This is a genomic window from Thermosynechococcus sp. TG215 (assembly GCF_031583455.1).
Taxonomy (GTDB): domain Bacteria; phylum Cyanobacteriota; class Cyanobacteriia; order Thermosynechococcales; family Thermosynechococcaceae; genus Thermosynechococcus.
In genome coordinates this window covers 1,987,294-2,002,585 of record NZ_CP134178.1, presented here as the reverse complement: position 1 = coordinate 2,002,585, position 15,292 = coordinate 1,987,294, and the positions used below count along the sequence as shown (strand labels likewise).

General features: G+C 54.9%; 15 protein-coding genes and 1 pseudogene. 8 read left to right on the top strand and 8 right to left on the bottom strand.

The annotated features are described in order from the left end of the window. Positions 1 to 136: 136 nt before the first annotated feature. Complete coding sequence (locus RHJ02_RS09825; protein ID WP_206200010.1) at positions 137 to 685, bottom strand: DUF1269 domain-containing protein; 549 nt, start codon at positions 683 to 685, stop codon at positions 137 to 139. A gap of 141 nt (positions 686 to 826) precedes the next feature. On the opposite strand from RHJ02_RS09825, the gene RHJ02_RS09820 reads away from it, so the two are divergent. After that, positions 827 to 1,219 (top strand): 2Fe-2S iron-sulfur cluster binding domain-containing protein, encoded by a 393-nt coding sequence (locus RHJ02_RS09820; RefSeq protein ID WP_225901556.1) that lies wholly within the window; start codon positions 827 to 829, stop codon positions 1,217 to 1,219. 6 nt (positions 1,220 to 1,225) lie between these two features. Beyond that, positions 1,226 to 2,077: an inositol monophosphatase family protein gene (locus RHJ02_RS09815; RefSeq protein ID WP_206200009.1), complete on the top strand. Its 852-nt coding sequence runs from the start codon at positions 1,226 to 1,228 to the stop codon at positions 2,075 to 2,077. Here RHJ02_RS09815 and RHJ02_RS09810 read toward each other — a convergent pair. Then, positions 2,074 to 2,799: a segregation/condensation protein A gene (locus tag RHJ02_RS09810; RefSeq protein ID WP_310742979.1), complete on the bottom strand. Its 726-nt coding sequence runs from the start codon at positions 2,797 to 2,799 to the stop codon at positions 2,074 to 2,076. The two genes, RHJ02_RS09815 and RHJ02_RS09810, sit on opposite strands and share 4 nt — an antisense overlap. Before the next feature lie 48 nt (positions 2,800 to 2,847). Beyond that, entirely contained in the window at positions 2,848 to 4,773 is a 1,926-nt protein-coding gene (locus tag RHJ02_RS09805; protein ID WP_302678183.1) for a DICT sensory domain-containing protein, read from the bottom strand. Positions 4,774 to 5,130: 357 nt separating this feature from the next. Here RHJ02_RS09805 and RHJ02_RS09800 point away from each other — a divergent pair, with 357 nt between their 5' ends. Genes RHJ02_RS09800 through RHJ02_RS09790 form a run of 3 tightly spaced genes read left to right on the top strand, consistent with a single transcriptional unit; the run spans position 5,131 to position 7,728 of the window. Next, positions 5,131 to 6,840, top strand: coding sequence for an AarF/ABC1/UbiB kinase family protein (locus tag RHJ02_RS09800; RefSeq protein ID WP_206200006.1), 1,710 nt, complete (start codon positions 5,131 to 5,133; stop codon positions 6,838 to 6,840). A 54-nt stretch (positions 6,841 to 6,894) separates the two neighbouring features. Continuing rightward, positions 6,895 to 7,266: a hypothetical protein gene (locus RHJ02_RS09795; RefSeq protein WP_149818994.1), complete on the top strand. Its 372-nt coding sequence runs from the start codon at positions 6,895 to 6,897 to the stop codon at positions 7,264 to 7,266. A 27-nt stretch (positions 7,267 to 7,293) separates the two neighbouring features. Then, entirely contained in the window at positions 7,294 to 7,728 is a 435-nt protein-coding gene (locus RHJ02_RS09790) for a hypothetical protein (RefSeq protein WP_206200005.1), read from the top strand. Here RHJ02_RS09790 and RHJ02_RS09785 read toward each other — a convergent pair. From RHJ02_RS09785 to RHJ02_RS09775, 3 genes are read right to left on the bottom strand one after another with little or no spacing between them, the layout of a single operon-like run. Then, a complete protein-coding gene (locus RHJ02_RS09785; RefSeq protein WP_206200004.1) occupies positions 7,725 to 9,050 on the bottom strand; it encodes a (Fe-S)-binding protein in 1,326 nt (441 codons plus the stop codon). The genes RHJ02_RS09790 and RHJ02_RS09785 overlap by 4 nt on opposite strands. Before the next feature lie 20 nt (positions 9,051 to 9,070). Next, positions 9,071 to 10,318 carry an FAD-binding oxidoreductase gene (locus RHJ02_RS09780; RefSeq protein ID WP_310743731.1) on the bottom strand — a complete coding sequence of 416 codons (1,248 nt, stop codon included), beginning with the start codon at positions 10,316 to 10,318 and terminating at the stop codon, positions 9,071 to 9,073. Beyond that, on the bottom strand, positions 10,315 to 11,181 hold the full coding sequence (locus RHJ02_RS09775) for a response regulator (protein WP_206200002.1): 867 nt from the start codon (positions 11,179 to 11,181) through the stop codon (positions 10,315 to 10,317). The genes RHJ02_RS09780 and RHJ02_RS09775 overlap by 4 nt, the downstream gene beginning before the upstream one ends. Before the next feature lie 176 nt (positions 11,182 to 11,357). Between RHJ02_RS09775 and RHJ02_RS09770 the strand changes: the two genes are divergently transcribed. Continuing rightward, entirely contained in the window at positions 11,358 to 12,185 is an 828-nt protein-coding gene (locus RHJ02_RS09770; RefSeq protein ID WP_302678180.1) for a DUF3598 family protein, read from the top strand. On the opposite strand, the gene lnt is transcribed toward RHJ02_RS09770, so the two are convergent. Together lnt and RHJ02_RS09760 are read right to left on the bottom strand one after the other, a co-directional pair. Continuing rightward, positions 12,148 to 13,626 (bottom strand): apolipoprotein N-acyltransferase, encoded by a 1,479-nt coding sequence (gene lnt, locus RHJ02_RS09765; RefSeq protein ID WP_310822113.1) that lies wholly within the window; start codon positions 13,624 to 13,626, stop codon positions 12,148 to 12,150. The genes RHJ02_RS09770 and lnt overlap by 38 nt on opposite strands. Then, complete coding sequence (locus RHJ02_RS09760) at positions 13,619 to 14,818, bottom strand: DNA double-strand break repair nuclease NurA (protein WP_310742975.1); 1,200 nt, start codon at positions 14,816 to 14,818, stop codon at positions 13,619 to 13,621. Before RHJ02_RS09760 ends, lnt begins: the two co-directional genes overlap by 8 nt. Positions 14,819 to 14,948: 130 nt before the next feature. On the opposite strand from RHJ02_RS09760, the pseudogene RHJ02_RS13100 reads away from it, so the two are divergent. Together RHJ02_RS13100 and RHJ02_RS09750 are read left to right on the top strand one after the other, a co-directional pair. Next, positions 14,949 to 15,065 (top strand): annotated as a pseudogene (locus tag RHJ02_RS13100) (acetamidase/formamidase family protein); the annotation flags it as partial. Positions 15,066 to 15,070: 5 nt separating this feature from the next. After that, positions 15,071 to 15,205: an FmdB family zinc ribbon protein gene (locus RHJ02_RS09750; RefSeq protein ID WP_225901716.1), complete on the top strand. Its 135-nt coding sequence runs from the start codon at positions 15,071 to 15,073 to the stop codon at positions 15,203 to 15,205. The last annotated feature ends 87 nt before the right edge of the window (positions 15,206 to 15,292 follow it).

The window sequence follows — 15,292 nt, the reverse complement described above, 5'->3', positions numbered from 1 at the left end:
TTCCCGACACTCACTTGCGCAGTGTTGCCTGGGTTCCATCCTTGGGAAAAGGGCTGTACCTAGGGAATGGCCGAGCCTTTCAAAATTATCCTAATCAATTTAGAGCGAGAGCTAGACCCAAGACAAACTCAACAAACTAACTGTTCGCCGTTTCACTGGGGGTTGTCGCTTCGCTCGGGGCAGGCGATTGGGAGGCCAGATTGCCTCGGTTAAGGGCTTCTTGCAACTTGGCTTCATCCTCTTTTGACAGGGAGGTGCGCAGGACTTTACCGCCAAAGGGAGCAATTTCCTCAAGGACTTTGTCGGGTGTGGCTTGACGCACCAACGTAAAGATGGCCGAGCTGCCGGGGGCAATGGTTTGTCCCAATTCCTTGATGAAATTATCGTCAATGCCAATATCGGTAAATTTGCCGGAAATCGCCCCGGCCACAAGACCCGCAGCCCAGCCCAAGAGGGGATTGAAGAACAATAGACCAATGAGCAGCCCCCAAAAGCCACCGCCAAGGGCCCCCTGGAGGGTCAAATCCTGAGTCTGGTTGATTTTAACCTTGCCATCTTTGGTGCGCACGACAACAGCCGCGTCCTCAAGGTCAATGAGATGCTCACGCTGGAGTTTTAATAGCTGGATTAATACTTCGTTCGCCTTGTACTCATCATCAAACGCAATGACCACTAAGGTACTCATAACTTTAGGTCTCCCTACGAATGTGGGTCATAGAACCGCTCCTACCCTAGCATTGTCATTAGCAGGTTGGGATTGCGGTATTGTAGCTAAGGGACGAAGCAAGGTCTTTGACAGCCCTTTTCACGGTAAGATAGCGAGACCATGAGCACGCCACAAACCTACACTGTGACCATTCACGTGCGTCCCCTCAAGCCGGGGGATCCACCCACGCGGACGTACACAATTACTGTTCCGAGCGATCGCTATATCCTGCAATACGCTGAGAGCCAAGGCCTTGAGTTGCCCTTTTCCTGTCGTAACGGTGCCTGTACTACCTGTGCCGTGCGCATTCTCTCTGGCCATGTCTATCAACCTGAAGCCATGGGACTCTCCCCCGCCCTGCAAGCCCAAGGCTATGCCCTCTTGTGTGTCAGCTATGCCCGCTCTGACCTTGAGGTGGAAACCCAAGATGAAGATGAGGTCTATGAGCTGCAATTTGGCCGCTACTTTGGCAAGGGACGGGTACAGCTGGGGCTGCCCCTCGATGAGGACTAGTGATCCATGACAGCTGTGAGTTGCCCACTGCCGGCGAGTGAGCGACAGCGCTATTTAGAAATTGCCACGGAGGCAGCCTTGGCGGGGGGCGCTGTCCTGCAGCACTATTGGGGCAAACTGAGTGAGATTGAGGAAAAGGGGCGCTCTGGTGACCTCGTCACGGTGGCCGATCGCCAGTCAGAAGCAGCGGTACTGGATGTCATTCATCGCCATTGTCCAGACCATGCGGTGCTCGCGGAGGAATCGGGTCTTTCGGGACTGAAGGATAATCCATTTCTGTGGGCGATTGATCCTCTGGATGGCACCACCAACTATGCCCATCAATACCCCTTTAGTGCGGTATCGGTGGCTCTCTTAGTAGAGGGAGAACCCCACATTGGTGTCGTCTATGATCCCTTTCATCGCGAACTGTTTCGGGCTGCTACAGGCCTCGGTGCCACCCGCGATCGCCAGCCCATTCAGGTTTCCACCACCGCAGAACTGAGTCATAGCCTTTTGGTCACGGGCTTTGCCTACGATCGCCGTGAAACCGAAGACAACAACTATGCGGAATTTTGCTATCTCACCCATCTCAGCCAAGGGGTACGGCGGGGCGGAGCGGCAGCCATTGACTTGGCCTACATTGCCTGTGGTCGCCTTGATGGTTATTGGGAACGGGGTCTCTCCCCTTGGGACTTGGCCGCTGGTGTAGTCCTTGTTCGTGAAGCTGGGGGCGTCGTCACTGCCTACGATCAATCCCCTTTTCAACTGACATCAGGGCGGATTTTAGCGACGAATGGGTATCTCCACACTGCCCTGAGTGAGGCACTCCTGCGGGTAAAACCCTTGGGCTTTTCGTTTCTGCCAGAGGGAGGTTAGGCCTCTAGGCGTATCGCTTCAGCTAAACACGTCCGTACCTGTAGGGGTTGATAGAAATTCGTTTGTTGGAGATCCACCTTAGACTGGGCAGCGAGGAATAGCAGCGCCCAAAAGACCCCCACAGGATCGGGTTTGCGCTGCAGTAGCACTTGGAAGTCTAGCCATGTCCCTTCGGGAGCCATTTCTCCGAGGAGACTTTCTACTTCATTAGCTATCTCCGTCAGGTTTTCTTGGTGCGCCAGTTGGGTAATTGCCTTGAGGGTTGTGGGACAGCGACGCCGCCGCGGTTGATGCGGCCGCAGCACCTTTGCACGGTCGTTCTGAACTGCCATGGTTTTCAGGTGGGCAATCAATTCCTCAAGGGTGACGCGGCGCCGTTGTTGGGGGGGAGCCACGGGGCGACGATGCAAATGCTGCTCTAGGGCATGGGGCAAGACCACAAAGGACTGGTTTTCACTGATCTCTGGCGGTTCTGGGAATTCTGTTTCCTCGGGCATCGGTTCAGCAACTGCAACTAGGCGATCGCTCTTCAGGAGCACCAGCATCGCTGCATACAAAAAGGCCTGCCCTGATTCACTGAGATTGGGTTCCCCCCGCCGTGTCAACTCCGCCAAACAGCGATCGAAGACCTCAATCACTTGAATATCCCAAGGGTCAATTTCCCCCCGCTCAGCCAAGTCAATCAAAATGTCAATCGCGGTATCGGCAAAGGATTGGCTCATGGTTGGCTGACCACTCGTTGTTGTCTATCTTAGGAGGCTTGGCAGCCCCTATCCAGAAAAAGGCTCAGCAATGGGAATCGTAAAGTGAAACTCACTACCGCGATCGCGCCCCGCCGACTCCGCCCAAATTTGCCCCCCCAAATTGGTAATGATCTGGCGACAGATCGCGAGACCCAAGCCCGTCCCACCCGTAGAGCGCCGCAGTGCTCCCTCCTCCTGATAAAAGCGATCAAAAATCGTTTCCAAGCGATCCGGCTCAATACCGCGCCCCGTATCGGCAACCGTCACTTCCAATAGACCATCGGGACGAGGCTTGGCAGCAATGGAAACCTGACCCGACTGTTCCGTAAACTTGCAGGCATTATCGAGTAGCTTCGAGAGCACCTCCACTAGCCATTCGCCATCTGCTCGGATCAAGGGCAATTCCTTGGGCAAGACTGTGCGAATGGTCGGTAGTTGATCCTTGGGGGTGCGCAGACTACTGAGGGCTAGATCCACCAGTTCTTGGAGGGGGAGGGGTTCCGGTCGCCACTGCACCCGGCCACTTTCCAACTGCGAGAGGGTGAGGAAGTCCTGAATCAGTTTCCGCATGCGTTCAGCATCAGCGAGAGCCGTACTCAACATCACCTGCCGCAGTTCTGAATCCATATCGGGTTCACTCGCTAGACTTTCGAGGCAGACTTGAATAGTCGAAAGGGGCGTGCGCAGTTCATGACCCGTAATTGCAATGAGATTACTGCGGGTGCGATCTAAGGCCTCCAGTTGCGCGTTGAGTTCCTCCAGATCTGCGTAGGCCTCCGCCTGAATCAGGGCAACCCCCACTTGGGTGGCGATCGCCTCCACTAATTCTGCGTCCATATCGTGCCACGGCAGCGGTTCGCCTCGGTGGAGTTCAACAATGCCCAACAGCCGCCCTTGATAGAGAACAGGTGCCAGTAGGAGGGCTTTGACGCCGGCGGCCTCGAGGGGTTTGAAACGGGTCGCCTCGTAGTGGGGATCGGCGGCTACGTCATCCACCTGAATCACCTGCTGATGCGCCAGTGCCTGCTGGGTGTAGGGGTGTTCACTCACGGGCCAATACTGGTACTGCAATGGCAGTAGGGCACCGCTGGTGTACTCGTGCTCAATGCGCACGCGAGTATCGGTACTGCGGCAACGGTAAATGAGACAGCGATCGCCCTTGAGGGCTTCCCCTAGTTCTGCCACCGCACGAGTGAGAATTTCTGTGGGATTAAGGGAGTTGCGAATCGCCGTGGTAATTGCATTGGTGAGGCGTTCCTTGCGCTCTTGAATGGCAATTTGGCGGTAGGCCTTGATTTGCTTGTACTGGCCAGCTTGGAGATAGGTCACTAGGCGATCGGCAAAGGGGGCAGGATCACTATTGCACCCCGCCACTTGGCGATAGGTCTCAACCCATGCCAGACCTTCCTTGAGTTTCTCCTTCAGTTCAGGGCGGTACTCCCGAATACGGTTGAGGAGGATTTCAGCGGTTGTCGCTGCCACCTGCCGATCAAAGGTCCAAATGCCCTCAAAACGACGCGCCGCATCCATCGGCGGCAACACATCCAAGCGCTGGGCAGGCGATCGCTGGACTTCGCGGCAGACCAAGCAAGTGCTGTAATTTTTGCCCAAGACGGTCAAATGCCATTCTTGACTGAGGGCATCGGCGGGATCAAAGGCAACCGTTTCATAGTCTCCCGAGCAGTTCTTAAACTCGGTTTCCGGGGCAGCCAAAACGTAAACGTGGTGGGACTTGGTGGCAATACGGCGGTAGCGATGGGCTTCTTGGCGATAAAAGCGTTCCCGCTGAAAGCAGGCAATAATAATCGGCGCATCCTCATTGGCCAAAACCTGATCCTCCATTGCATGGGAAAGCGCCGTCAGCGATGTCTTGAAGTACAGTTGCGATCGCAAGCGAGGCAACCGCGCCAACAACTCCTCAAGAACAGATGTGGCAATGATCCTGCTGGCCATGGAAGGGTGTGAATAAGAAGATGCCCTACGGTACCATTATCGGCAAATCCGCACCAGCGAACCTATTGAAATTCAGTTCGAGCGGCTGTACCTAAGTCAACCAACGGCTGAATTGCTGGAACCTTCAATCTTAAACTTTTGTTAAGAATTTTATTGATCGGCAGGGCTTATGTGTAGTTTTCTATACTATATTTAAGCAAACCTCAAAAGATCAGCTCCTCTAGCACCGGGGATCAACAAAATCCTCATCATTGCAATGGTTGCTTACAGTGTTCCCAAAAGCGCTCCGTGGAAACACCCATGGCAAAGCAAGAGGGGTGTAGTAAGTTGGGTTTCAGAGAATAAGGTGAAAAAGCTGTGACTGCCCGTATTTCTGCTGTCCCTAGTGCTGGTCATCGTCGGTATGATCCTGAGGCGATCGCCCGCTACTACTGGCGACATCCTTGGCGAGTTATCTGGCGGTTCCTGAACATTGCGGTCTCTTTCCTAACATTTTGGCTGTTATTGCAGTGGGACAAGTGGTTAGGGCAACAGGAAAGTCAGCGTCCCCTGCGGGCAATGCAACTGCGCAAACTCCTAATCCGTTTAGGCCCAACCTTCATTAAAGTCGGTCAAGCCCTCTCCACTCGCCCCGATTTGATTTGTCCCGACTACCTCGAAGAACTGACGCTCCTTCAGGACAAATTGCCCCCCTTTGCCAATGAGATTGCTATTGCCATTATTGAGCGAGATCTGCGCTTAAACCTAGGGGATATTTTTGCCGAATTCTCACCCCAACCGGTGGCCGCCGCCAGTCTCGGCCAAGTCTATCGAGCCAAACTCCACAGTGGTGAAGAAGTGGCCGTCAAGGTGCAGCGTCCCAACCTTTTGCCCGTGATTACCCGCGATCTCTTCTTGATTCGCCTTTTGGTGCAGTGGGTCAAGCCTTGGCTACCGATTAACCTCTGCCATGATTTGCGAGACATTGTCGATGAATTTGGCCGCAAGCTCTACGAGGAAATTGACTACCTCAATGAAGGGCGCAATGCCGAGAAATTTGCTGCCAACTTCCACGATGATCCCACGGTCAAGGTACCGAAAATCTATTGGGAATACACCACGGAGCACGTGCTTACGCTGGAGTGGATCCATGGCATTAAACTCACCCGTACGGATTGTATGGTGGCGGCGGGCGTCAATCCCGATGAGCTGATCCGTGTTGGCGTGATTTCTGGTTTGCGGCAACTCTTGGAATTTGGCTTTTTCCATGCGGATCCGCATCCGGGGAATCTGTTCGCCATGCCCGATGGCCGTATGGCCTACATTGACTTCGGCATGATGGATCAACTGGAGGAGAGCACTAAAGAATCCTTGGTGGATGCCGTCGTTCATTTGGTGAACAAGGACTATCAAGCCTTGGCGACGGACTTTGTCAAACTGGGCTTTTTGACCCCGGAAACGGATATTACGCCGATTATCCCTGCCCTTGAGTCGGTCTTTGAAGAGGTGATTGGCTCCAGTGTGCGGGAATTCAACTTCAAAGTGATCACCGATCGCTTCTCCGAGTTGATGTATGCCTACCCCTTCCGGGTTCCCGCTAAGTTTGCCCTGATCATTCGCTCTCTAGTCACCCAAGAGGGCATTGCCCTGTGTCTCAACCCTAACTTCCGCATTGTTGATGTCAGCTATCCCTATGTGGCACGGCGTCTGCTGCAAGGAGAATCGCCCCAACTGCGGCGACGGTTATTGGATGTCCTCTTCAAGGATGGTCGTCTGCAGTGGCAACGCCTGGAAAACCTAATTGCGATCGCCCGGCAGGATCAGCACTTTAACCTCGCGCCAACCGCCACCTTGGGCTTGCAGTATCTCTTTTCTGAGGAGGGGCAGTACCTGCGGCGGCAAATTGTGCTAGCGTTAACCGAAGATGACCGTCTCCACACCGAAGAGGTGCAACGCCTTTGGAATTTGGTCAAGTCTGATCTGCGTCCGCTCTTCTTGATTGATGTGGCATGGGAAGCCCTCAAGGCCTCTGTCTCCCACACGCTCGGTAAAGAAGAAGACAGCAATTCCTTGGTGGTGGCCAGCTAAGGGTTGGCAGCGGTTATCAACGTTCCTGAGTGTCCAAGAAGGATTAGGTATCCCGTGTTTGATCCACCCATTGTCTTGCTACTGGCGGGTATTTTTATGGGGTTGACCAGTGGTAAAGCATTTGAAGCCACCCTCAAGCAGAGTGTCCAAGAATGGAACCGCAGTCGTTCCACCCGTGTTCTGAGTCAATTGCGCGGCCCCCAACTTCAGTTGCCCTACTTGGGGATTTCCATTGGTATCTGGCTCTTCCTGATGGCGGGATTGTGGACCTATGGCTTTGGTGCAGGGCTGAGTATGGTCATTGCCTTTGTGCTGACGATCGCCACCGCCCTTTTGGTGTGGTATCAACTGGGGAAAGTGCTGACCATTTTAAGTACGGGTGGCTCCCGTGCCCTTGATCTCGATGCCCTTGAGGCCAAGGAATAGTTTTTTATAACTCCTAAAGGAGGCGTTGTGGATTTACTGACCCAAGTGGATGAACTGATTGCCAACGCCCCCGATGACCCTGCGACTGTGGCGGCGGTACAGGCGATCGCCCCCATTCTCTACGAGGAAGCCCAGCGCTACGGGCAAACGGTTTACTACGTCCTGCAAACTCCCGATGGTCAGTGGCAGGTGATTACCCTTGAGGAACAGCAGCCCCCCCACCAGCAAAAAAATGTGATCCACGCCTACGGTAGTGAAGCCATGGCTCAAGAGGCCTGTGATGAACAAGTGATCCCAGTGCCCATGCCAATTATTCCCCTTTTGTTTCAACTGTTGGCGGCAGAGCCAGTGGATAGCCTGATGATCCTTGAGGCGGATGGCGAACGAGGCTGGGAAGTGGGGCGAGAATGGTTACTAGCTCAAGTGCGCGCAATCCTCAGTGCTCCCCCGGATATGGCCTAGGACGGAAGCTGCTCACCACGAATCGCCAAGTCTAGCAGTTGCATCGGGTGGTAAATGGGCACGGAGCTACTCTGCTCTTGGAGATACTGCCGCAATTGCACGGTGCAGCCCACATTGGCTGAGACAATGACATCAGGGCGAGTATTCAGCAGGTTGCGTACCTTTTGGCGTCCCAATTCCGCTGCGACATCGGGTTGAAGAATGTTGTAAACCCCGGCACTGCCACAGCACAGGGCTGCATCGAGGGGTTCGCGCAGTTGCACTTGGGGAATTTGTCGCAGCAGTTGCCGCGGTTCAAGGCGAATTTTTTGGCCGTGGATCATGTGGCAGGCATCTTGATAGACCAAGGCCAAGGGGCGATCGCCCAAGGGGTGGAGCGGTGTCACCAAGCCCTGTTTGACCAAAAAGACCTGCACATCCTCCACCTTTTGCACAAAGTCACGGGCGCGATCGCGGTACTCTGGATCGGCAGCCAAAAGGCGATGATATTCCTTGAGGGTGTGGCCACAACCCGAGGCATTGATTAAAACCGCATCCACATGAGCGGCAGTAAAACAATTAATCATCTGGCGAGCAAGGGTTTGCGCCTGATCCTCTTCCCCTTGATGATGGGGCAGGGCACCACAGCATCCCTGTTGCGGCGGCAGCACCACCTCAAAGCCATTGGCACTTAAGACGGAGATCGTGGCTTCATTCACTTCCGGCAAAAAGAGCCGTTGGACACAGCCCAGAATCACCCCCACGCGGCCACGCTGTTTCCCTTGGGCAGGCACCACTTCAGGCCAGCGATCGCGAAATGTTTTGGCTGAAAGGGGCGGTAGCATTTGATACATGGCCGCAAGGGACTTGGGCAAGAGCCGTTTCAGGAGTCCCAGCCGCTTTTCGAGATTGGCCAAGCCGAGTTTTTGGTAGAGCCAGAGCGGCCACAGGAGGGCACGCAGCCGTTGGGGATAGGGCAGCGTTTGGAAAATCAACTGCCGCAACCAGCGATCGCCCACGGGCCGCTGATAATGGCGCTGCACTTGAACCCGCGTGGCAGCAATCAACTTATCGTACTCAACCCCCGATGGACAGGTGGTGACGCAGGCCAAGCAACCCAAACAGGAGTCAAAGTGCTGTACGACATCCGCCAGTTGCACCTGTTCCTCATGAATGGCATCCATGAGATAGATACGACCCCGCGGAGAGTCCATTTCCGTCCCCAGTACCCGATAGCTAGGACAGGTGGAGAGGCAAAACCCGCAGTGGACACAGGCATCAATCAGGTGTGGATCAGGAGGCGACTGCGCATCAAAGCCAGCCACAGGATCAGTTGCAGTCATTCGTAAGTATTGAAACTTGTCTAGAGATTGCCGACAAAAACGCCAGTGCCAAAGACACCCGTTGCATCCAATTGTTGCTTAAGATTCCGCATCAATTCAAGGGCGTTGCCGCGATAGTCCCAAGGATCGAGTTGCTGCTTGAGGTTCAGGGGGGCGGCTAAGACGGTGACATAGCCCCGTGGTAGCCCTTGGCGCAGCCTGAGAATGAGTTGACGGAGATGCTCCTCCTGTCCGTGGAGATAGGCGTAACCGACCCCTGCACTCATTTCGCCTCGGCACTCGCAGGCCAATTCCCTTGCCAACTGCTGAAGCTGGGTGAGAGCGGGCAACATTTCGCTTAGAGGCACACCGATTTTGAGAGTCACTTGATCGGGGGTGGGGTTGAGGGTAATGCCTAGAGGGGCTTGGGGTTCCAGTTGCAGATTATGGGTCTGGGCAATCTGACTCAGGCGATCGCCCAACGTACCCGCAGCAATCACTTCCCGCAGGGTATGGAATTCCAATTCCAACAGCAGCGTCCCCCGTGGTTCAAGGCGCAACACACACCGCGCGGGCGCAAGGGAACTCGTCAAAATCACCTCAAGTCCCTTGGCCAAAGCAGAGACTTCCCCCCGCAACTGCCAGATTTGTACCGCATCTGGCAGAGGATACACCCGCAGCGTCACCTCTGTCAGAATCCCCAGTGTGCCATAGCTGCCGATCAGGAGTTTCATCAGGTCGTAGCCGGCAACATTTTTGACCACCCGCCCTCCCGCTTTGACGATTTGGCCATCACTGCGAATGAACTTCACCCCCAACAATTGATCGCGCCATGACCCATACCGCTGCCGTAGTGTGCCATTGCTTTGGGTGGCCAAGCAGCCGCCAAGGGTGGCCGTTTCTCGAAAGAGGGGATCTGCGGCAATCCACTGTCCTGCGGGTGCTAGGTGGTGCTGGAGCTGCTGAAAGGGAATACCCACTTGGGTGGTGACGGTCATATCGGCAGCCGCATGATCAATGAGCTTCTGCCACGCCGTTGTCCGCAGAAAAATATCTGCCTTGGGGGTGTTCCCGAGCCAATTGAGTTTGGTGCCTGCTCCAATGGGCAACACTCGCCAGCCTTGGCGCCGGGCACAGGCAATCACTTCTGCCCCCGCTTCTGGGGTGGGGGGAGTCAGCAGCAGGGCTCGCTCAGGAAGGTAGGGGCGCAGGTGGGGGGCGCGATCGCCCAATTCAGCAAGGGAGTGAACCGCTGCATCCCCCAACAGTGCGCTCAGTGTGCGTTTCATGGATTACGGGTGGGCAGTTCAAAAACAAACCCTTCGTAGTATAAAAGTTGACCGTCCTCACTTTTGACCGGGCGGGCGCATTCGCAAATGGTGGTGATTGTTTGGTCAGCACGATACACCTTGGAAACCAAGTTGCGCACAAAGCCACGAGTTTCAATTTGCTGTTGGAATTTTTCCCAAGCGCTGTCATCCACGTAGGGACGATGATTATGGTGTTCTATATCCGCTAGCCAGTCTTCAGCATCGGCATAGCCATAGATGCGTGCCAAGGCATTGTTGACTTTGAAGTAAACCCCCTCGGGCGAACTTTGGTAAATCCCGACCACGGCTTCCTCAAACATCTGCCGATACTGTTCTTGCGCTGCTTGCAGTGAGGAGACCAAGTCACGCCGCTCCTCGACGATTTCCTGCAACTGCTGGTTTTGCTTTTGCAAGAGGGCATTTTTTTGCCGCAGCTTCCGCTGTAGGAGAGCGATCGTCAACTGATTTTTTACCCGTGCCAGCACCTCCGCCTGCTGAAAGGGTTTGGTGATGTAGTCGGCGCCGCCAATCTCAAAGGCCTTGACCTTGTCAAAGACATCATCGAGGGCACTAATGAAAATAATGGGGATATGCTTGGTCTTGGGATTCTCCTTCAGGGTTTGACAGACCTCGTAGCCATTCATATCAGGCATCATGATGTCCAAGAGAATGACATCCGGGGGTTCGGCCTCAATCCCCATGAGCGCCATTTGGCCACTAATGGCACCGCGCACATCGTAGCCTTCCAGTTGCAGCAGTGTGGTCAAAACTTCAACATTTTCGGGGGTATCATCGACTATCAGAATGCGACCAGCCCCTGAATCAAAGAGGTCGGTGGTCATGCACGGGTCTCCCAATGGCGATCGTTTGTCAGCGCCCTGACACTCCCCATCCTATCAAAGTTTTTTCTGAGCGCCGGCGATCGCCGGCCACTTCCCAATTGGCAAGATCTCCAATACTTTATTTTTCTATAGTGATGATGGTGGCACACAGCGGTAAAGATAATCAAGGATAATCAATGACAACAAATTGGGAAAATTTTCGCAAAAACCTTGGGGAATGGCATGGCTCCTTTACGGCGGTCAGCCCTACGGGAGACGTGGGAGCGTCAGTGCCCTCGATTTTGATCCTTGCCGATACTGCTGACGGTCAACGGGTGCGCTTTGAACTGCGACGCTTTGGTAATGGCCTTGACCAGCCCCCTACGAGTGAAACGGTGCAGGAGTATGCCACCATTGGCCGCCAAAATGTCTTTTTTCCGACGGGGGCTTTTTCTAAGGGATCGTTGCAGGTGGCGCCCTTTGCCGAGTTTGGTGCGGAGTATGGCTTTGTCATGGGCGATCGCCGACTGCGGTTTGTCCAACTCTTTGACAAAAATCAGCACCTCCAATCCATGACTCTGATTCGCGAGTTTCGTGCCCACAGTAACGCTGTTGAACGTCCTCCCTTAACCGTGGATCAACTCCTAGGGGAATGGCGCGGTACTGCCTACACCGTCTATGCCGACTGGCGATCGCCCACGGAAACCCCGACCCAGCTGAGCCTTTGGCGCGAGGGCGATCGGCTCTACCAGCGGCTGCAAACCCCCGACCACGAGGTGAAAACAACGGCCACAATTGCTGGGTCGCGCCTACTCTTTACGGATACGGATCAACCCAAGCAGCTTTTGTTGCTCCCCGACGGTACCTCTAGCCTAACCCCCTTGCAGGTGTCCTTTCGTCACCCCTTTTTTGTGGAGGTGGGCTGGTTGTGGGCAGAAGGACAGCGGCAGCGCCTCATTCGCACCTATGGCGATCGCGGCGAATGGGTCAGTGCGACACTCGTTGTCGAAGAACGGATAAGCTAAGCATCCCCAGCAAGAGGGGTAGCAACCAATCCCCATAGCGAGTGTAGAGGGTCTGGGTTTGCCGCCGCAAAATCGTTGCCGCATGAATCACAAACTCATCAGCATTGGAGAGCCAAACAGTTTCCCCCGTAGGCGCAATCACCGCAGAAAGACCCGTATTCGTGGAGCGCACGAGCCAGCGATCGCCCTCGACGGCACGCAACACATCATGGCCATGGTGCTGGGTCATCAGTTGGCGACGGTAGGGATCATTGTTGGCAACACTGAGGATAAACTGCCCCCCATGAACCAGTTGCCAGCGGCTGCGGTGGGAAAAGGCAGATTCAAAGCAAATCAGGACAACGGCCTTGCCCCAAGGGGTGGTAAAGACCTGATCAGGGTTCCCCGGCAGGAGGCGCGATCGCAACGTGGATAACCGCTGTACTACCCCCGCCAGCCAATCGGGAATATATTCCCCCAAAAGAACAAGGTTGACTTTGTTGTAGCGACTGTAAATCTCCCCCTGCCCATCGAGGGTCAGGAGCACCTGATGATGCCCCCCTGGCGTCTCCATGAATGTCCCTAACCACAGGGGAACCCCTGCCTCGCGAACAGCGCTGGTGATGGGATTGACTTGGTGTGGTTGCCACAAAATCGGCAGTGCCCCTTCCGGAGTCAAGACGGCATCAACCCCTAGAGCCACCAGTTGGCGATAGCCACGGGGATAGTCCTGCCAAGCGCGGCGGATACCCTCTGGCGTGAGCTTTTCCCGTGTCGGGATATTGCCTTGGATCAAACCCACCCGTAGGGGTTCCCCTTGATCCGCCATGACCCTAGCGCCTAAAACAGCATTGAGGGCGATCGCCCCCAAAAGAGTAACAACGAGCCATCGCTTTGCCCATGTGTGCCGCCGCAGACTGAGGGTGACCAAGCCATTCAGTGTCATCACGACTGCCGTAATCGTGGTGGGTCCCGCCAGACGACCCAGTTGAAGGAGTCCCGTTGGACTTTGGGTCAGGGATAAACTAATCCACCACAGGGGCGAATAGCTCCAGAGGGCTTCAAGGGCACACCAAAGGGTGACACCCCACAGAAGTTGCCAAGGGGCGGATCGCCGCACCCCATAGCGTGCCATCAAAAAGGCCCAACTCCCACTCAGGACTGCCCCCCAACCACTCAGGAAAAGCCAAATCCCCCGCGAGATCAACCAACTGGACACTGGCGCAATGCCAATCCACGTCAGGGGATGCAAATCCCACACCCAGACTAAGCTACTGCCGTAGAACCCTAGTCCCCAACACAGGCCGGCGATCGCTGCCCACAGTGGCGATAAAACCTGACACTGCCACCACAGGGGCACAATTCCTATGAAGGCCAAGAACCACCCGCTTACTGGCGGTAGCGCCAACTGCGTTCCCCAGCCCGCAATGCCTAAACCAACACACAGCAGCCACCTAGGCAATACTTTGGCGTTTGCGTTGCTCTTTGGGGGAAGGAGCCACATGCCAGTGTCCTGCTTTAATCAGTTCCCGTTCCAGTAAAGCAAAAAAGCGTTGGCGATCGCTGCCGCGCACAACGGCTAAATTGTGGGCTTCTGCTAATGCCACGGGGTAACCCCGCCCTTTTTCAATTTGTGCTGCCGTCAACGCAACTGCCTGTTGCCACAGGTCTGCATCCCGCGCCACCCATTGAGGAACTTCCAAACGCACCACTTCCGAGCCACCGTGGAGATAGGCAACGTAGATCTGATGTTCACCGTAATGTTCCAGAATGCGACTGCGGCTCCGCCAGAGGGGACTATACTGTTGCGGTGCCAAGTGTGCTTGCCAGAGGAGCACATCCCGCAGGGGATCAAAGACTTGACAAGGGGGGCGATCGCGAGTCGCCTCGAGGCCAGTCTGACTTGTCTGACCACAGTGGAGGGCACAGTTGGGTTCAGGGTAAGGGCAAACCCCCAAGCGCAGAAAATTCACCGTTTCATGACTGCGGGAGGCGCTGACATAGCCCACCAAGGGAATTCGCTTCGCGCGCAATTCATCCCAAGCAGCTAAGATGGGCGTCAACAATTCCTCACGCACCATTGGCGGCAGTGATTCCCACGCCCAGAAGATGAGTGAACCATCCACGAGTGCTAGGCTGGGGGCTTTCTTGTTTTGCGTTTGAATGAGTTCAACAAGGGCAAGAATTTCCGCTTGAGTGCGGCGGTAGCGTAACCAATCCTCTATGGTGAGTCCCCAGCCCCGCGATCGCCCCAATTCATCGGGGTCATAAACCAACTGCGGCACACTATCTAAATGGGGGCGTTGCCCTTGACCGTAGGCGATCGCCACCCGTCCCACATTAATCAAATAGCAATAGGCAATTTCGTGGTGACTGGGGGCAATTTGCGAGCCATCGGTGGCAAAAATTGTGTGTGACCTTGGGGCAGGGGGGACAGCGTGCTTCACCGTCAGGGATTCAATGGGTTCAGCAGCATTAAAGGGAAAGGACTCGCCCCACGCTTGGATGGCTTGGCGATAGTGCTCTAAATTTTCTGCCATCGCTGTCAACACTTCGAGGGCACGGGCTTGTTTTTGTTGGCTGGCGATCGCCCCTTGGCGGATCACTTGACCCACCGTTCCCATTTGAGCAGCCACTTTGACGAAGTCCAACACTGTTTTCGTATCTGGAGATACAGCTGTCCTGAAGACCTGCTCCAATACTAAATCTAAACAACATCTCAATAATTGCTCATGGGTACTGAGTTACAGGTGAGCACACTGCTAATCGTTGGAGTCCGTCCCTATGCCGAAGACCCTGTTCAAAGTGGATTTGACTAAGCCCATGGATCAGCAAGAACTGCCGGGGCATAATCGCTGGCATCCAGAGATCCCCGCAGTGGTTTCAGTCAATCCCGGTGATGAAAGATGCCCCTTTATGAGTTTCGCTGCTCTACGTGTGGCATTTTTGAGGAATGGCGATCGCTCGCCCAATCTAGTGAACCCGCCTTTTGTCCAGAGTGTCAGCAGCTTGGCCGACGTATTTTTCCGTACCAGCGGTAAATCTCTCTTCTTCCTTACCCCGACCCTCGCGGGGGAGTGACCCAGAACTGGTGCAGCGATCGCCCCAAGAACCCAAGCCTCCCCGCT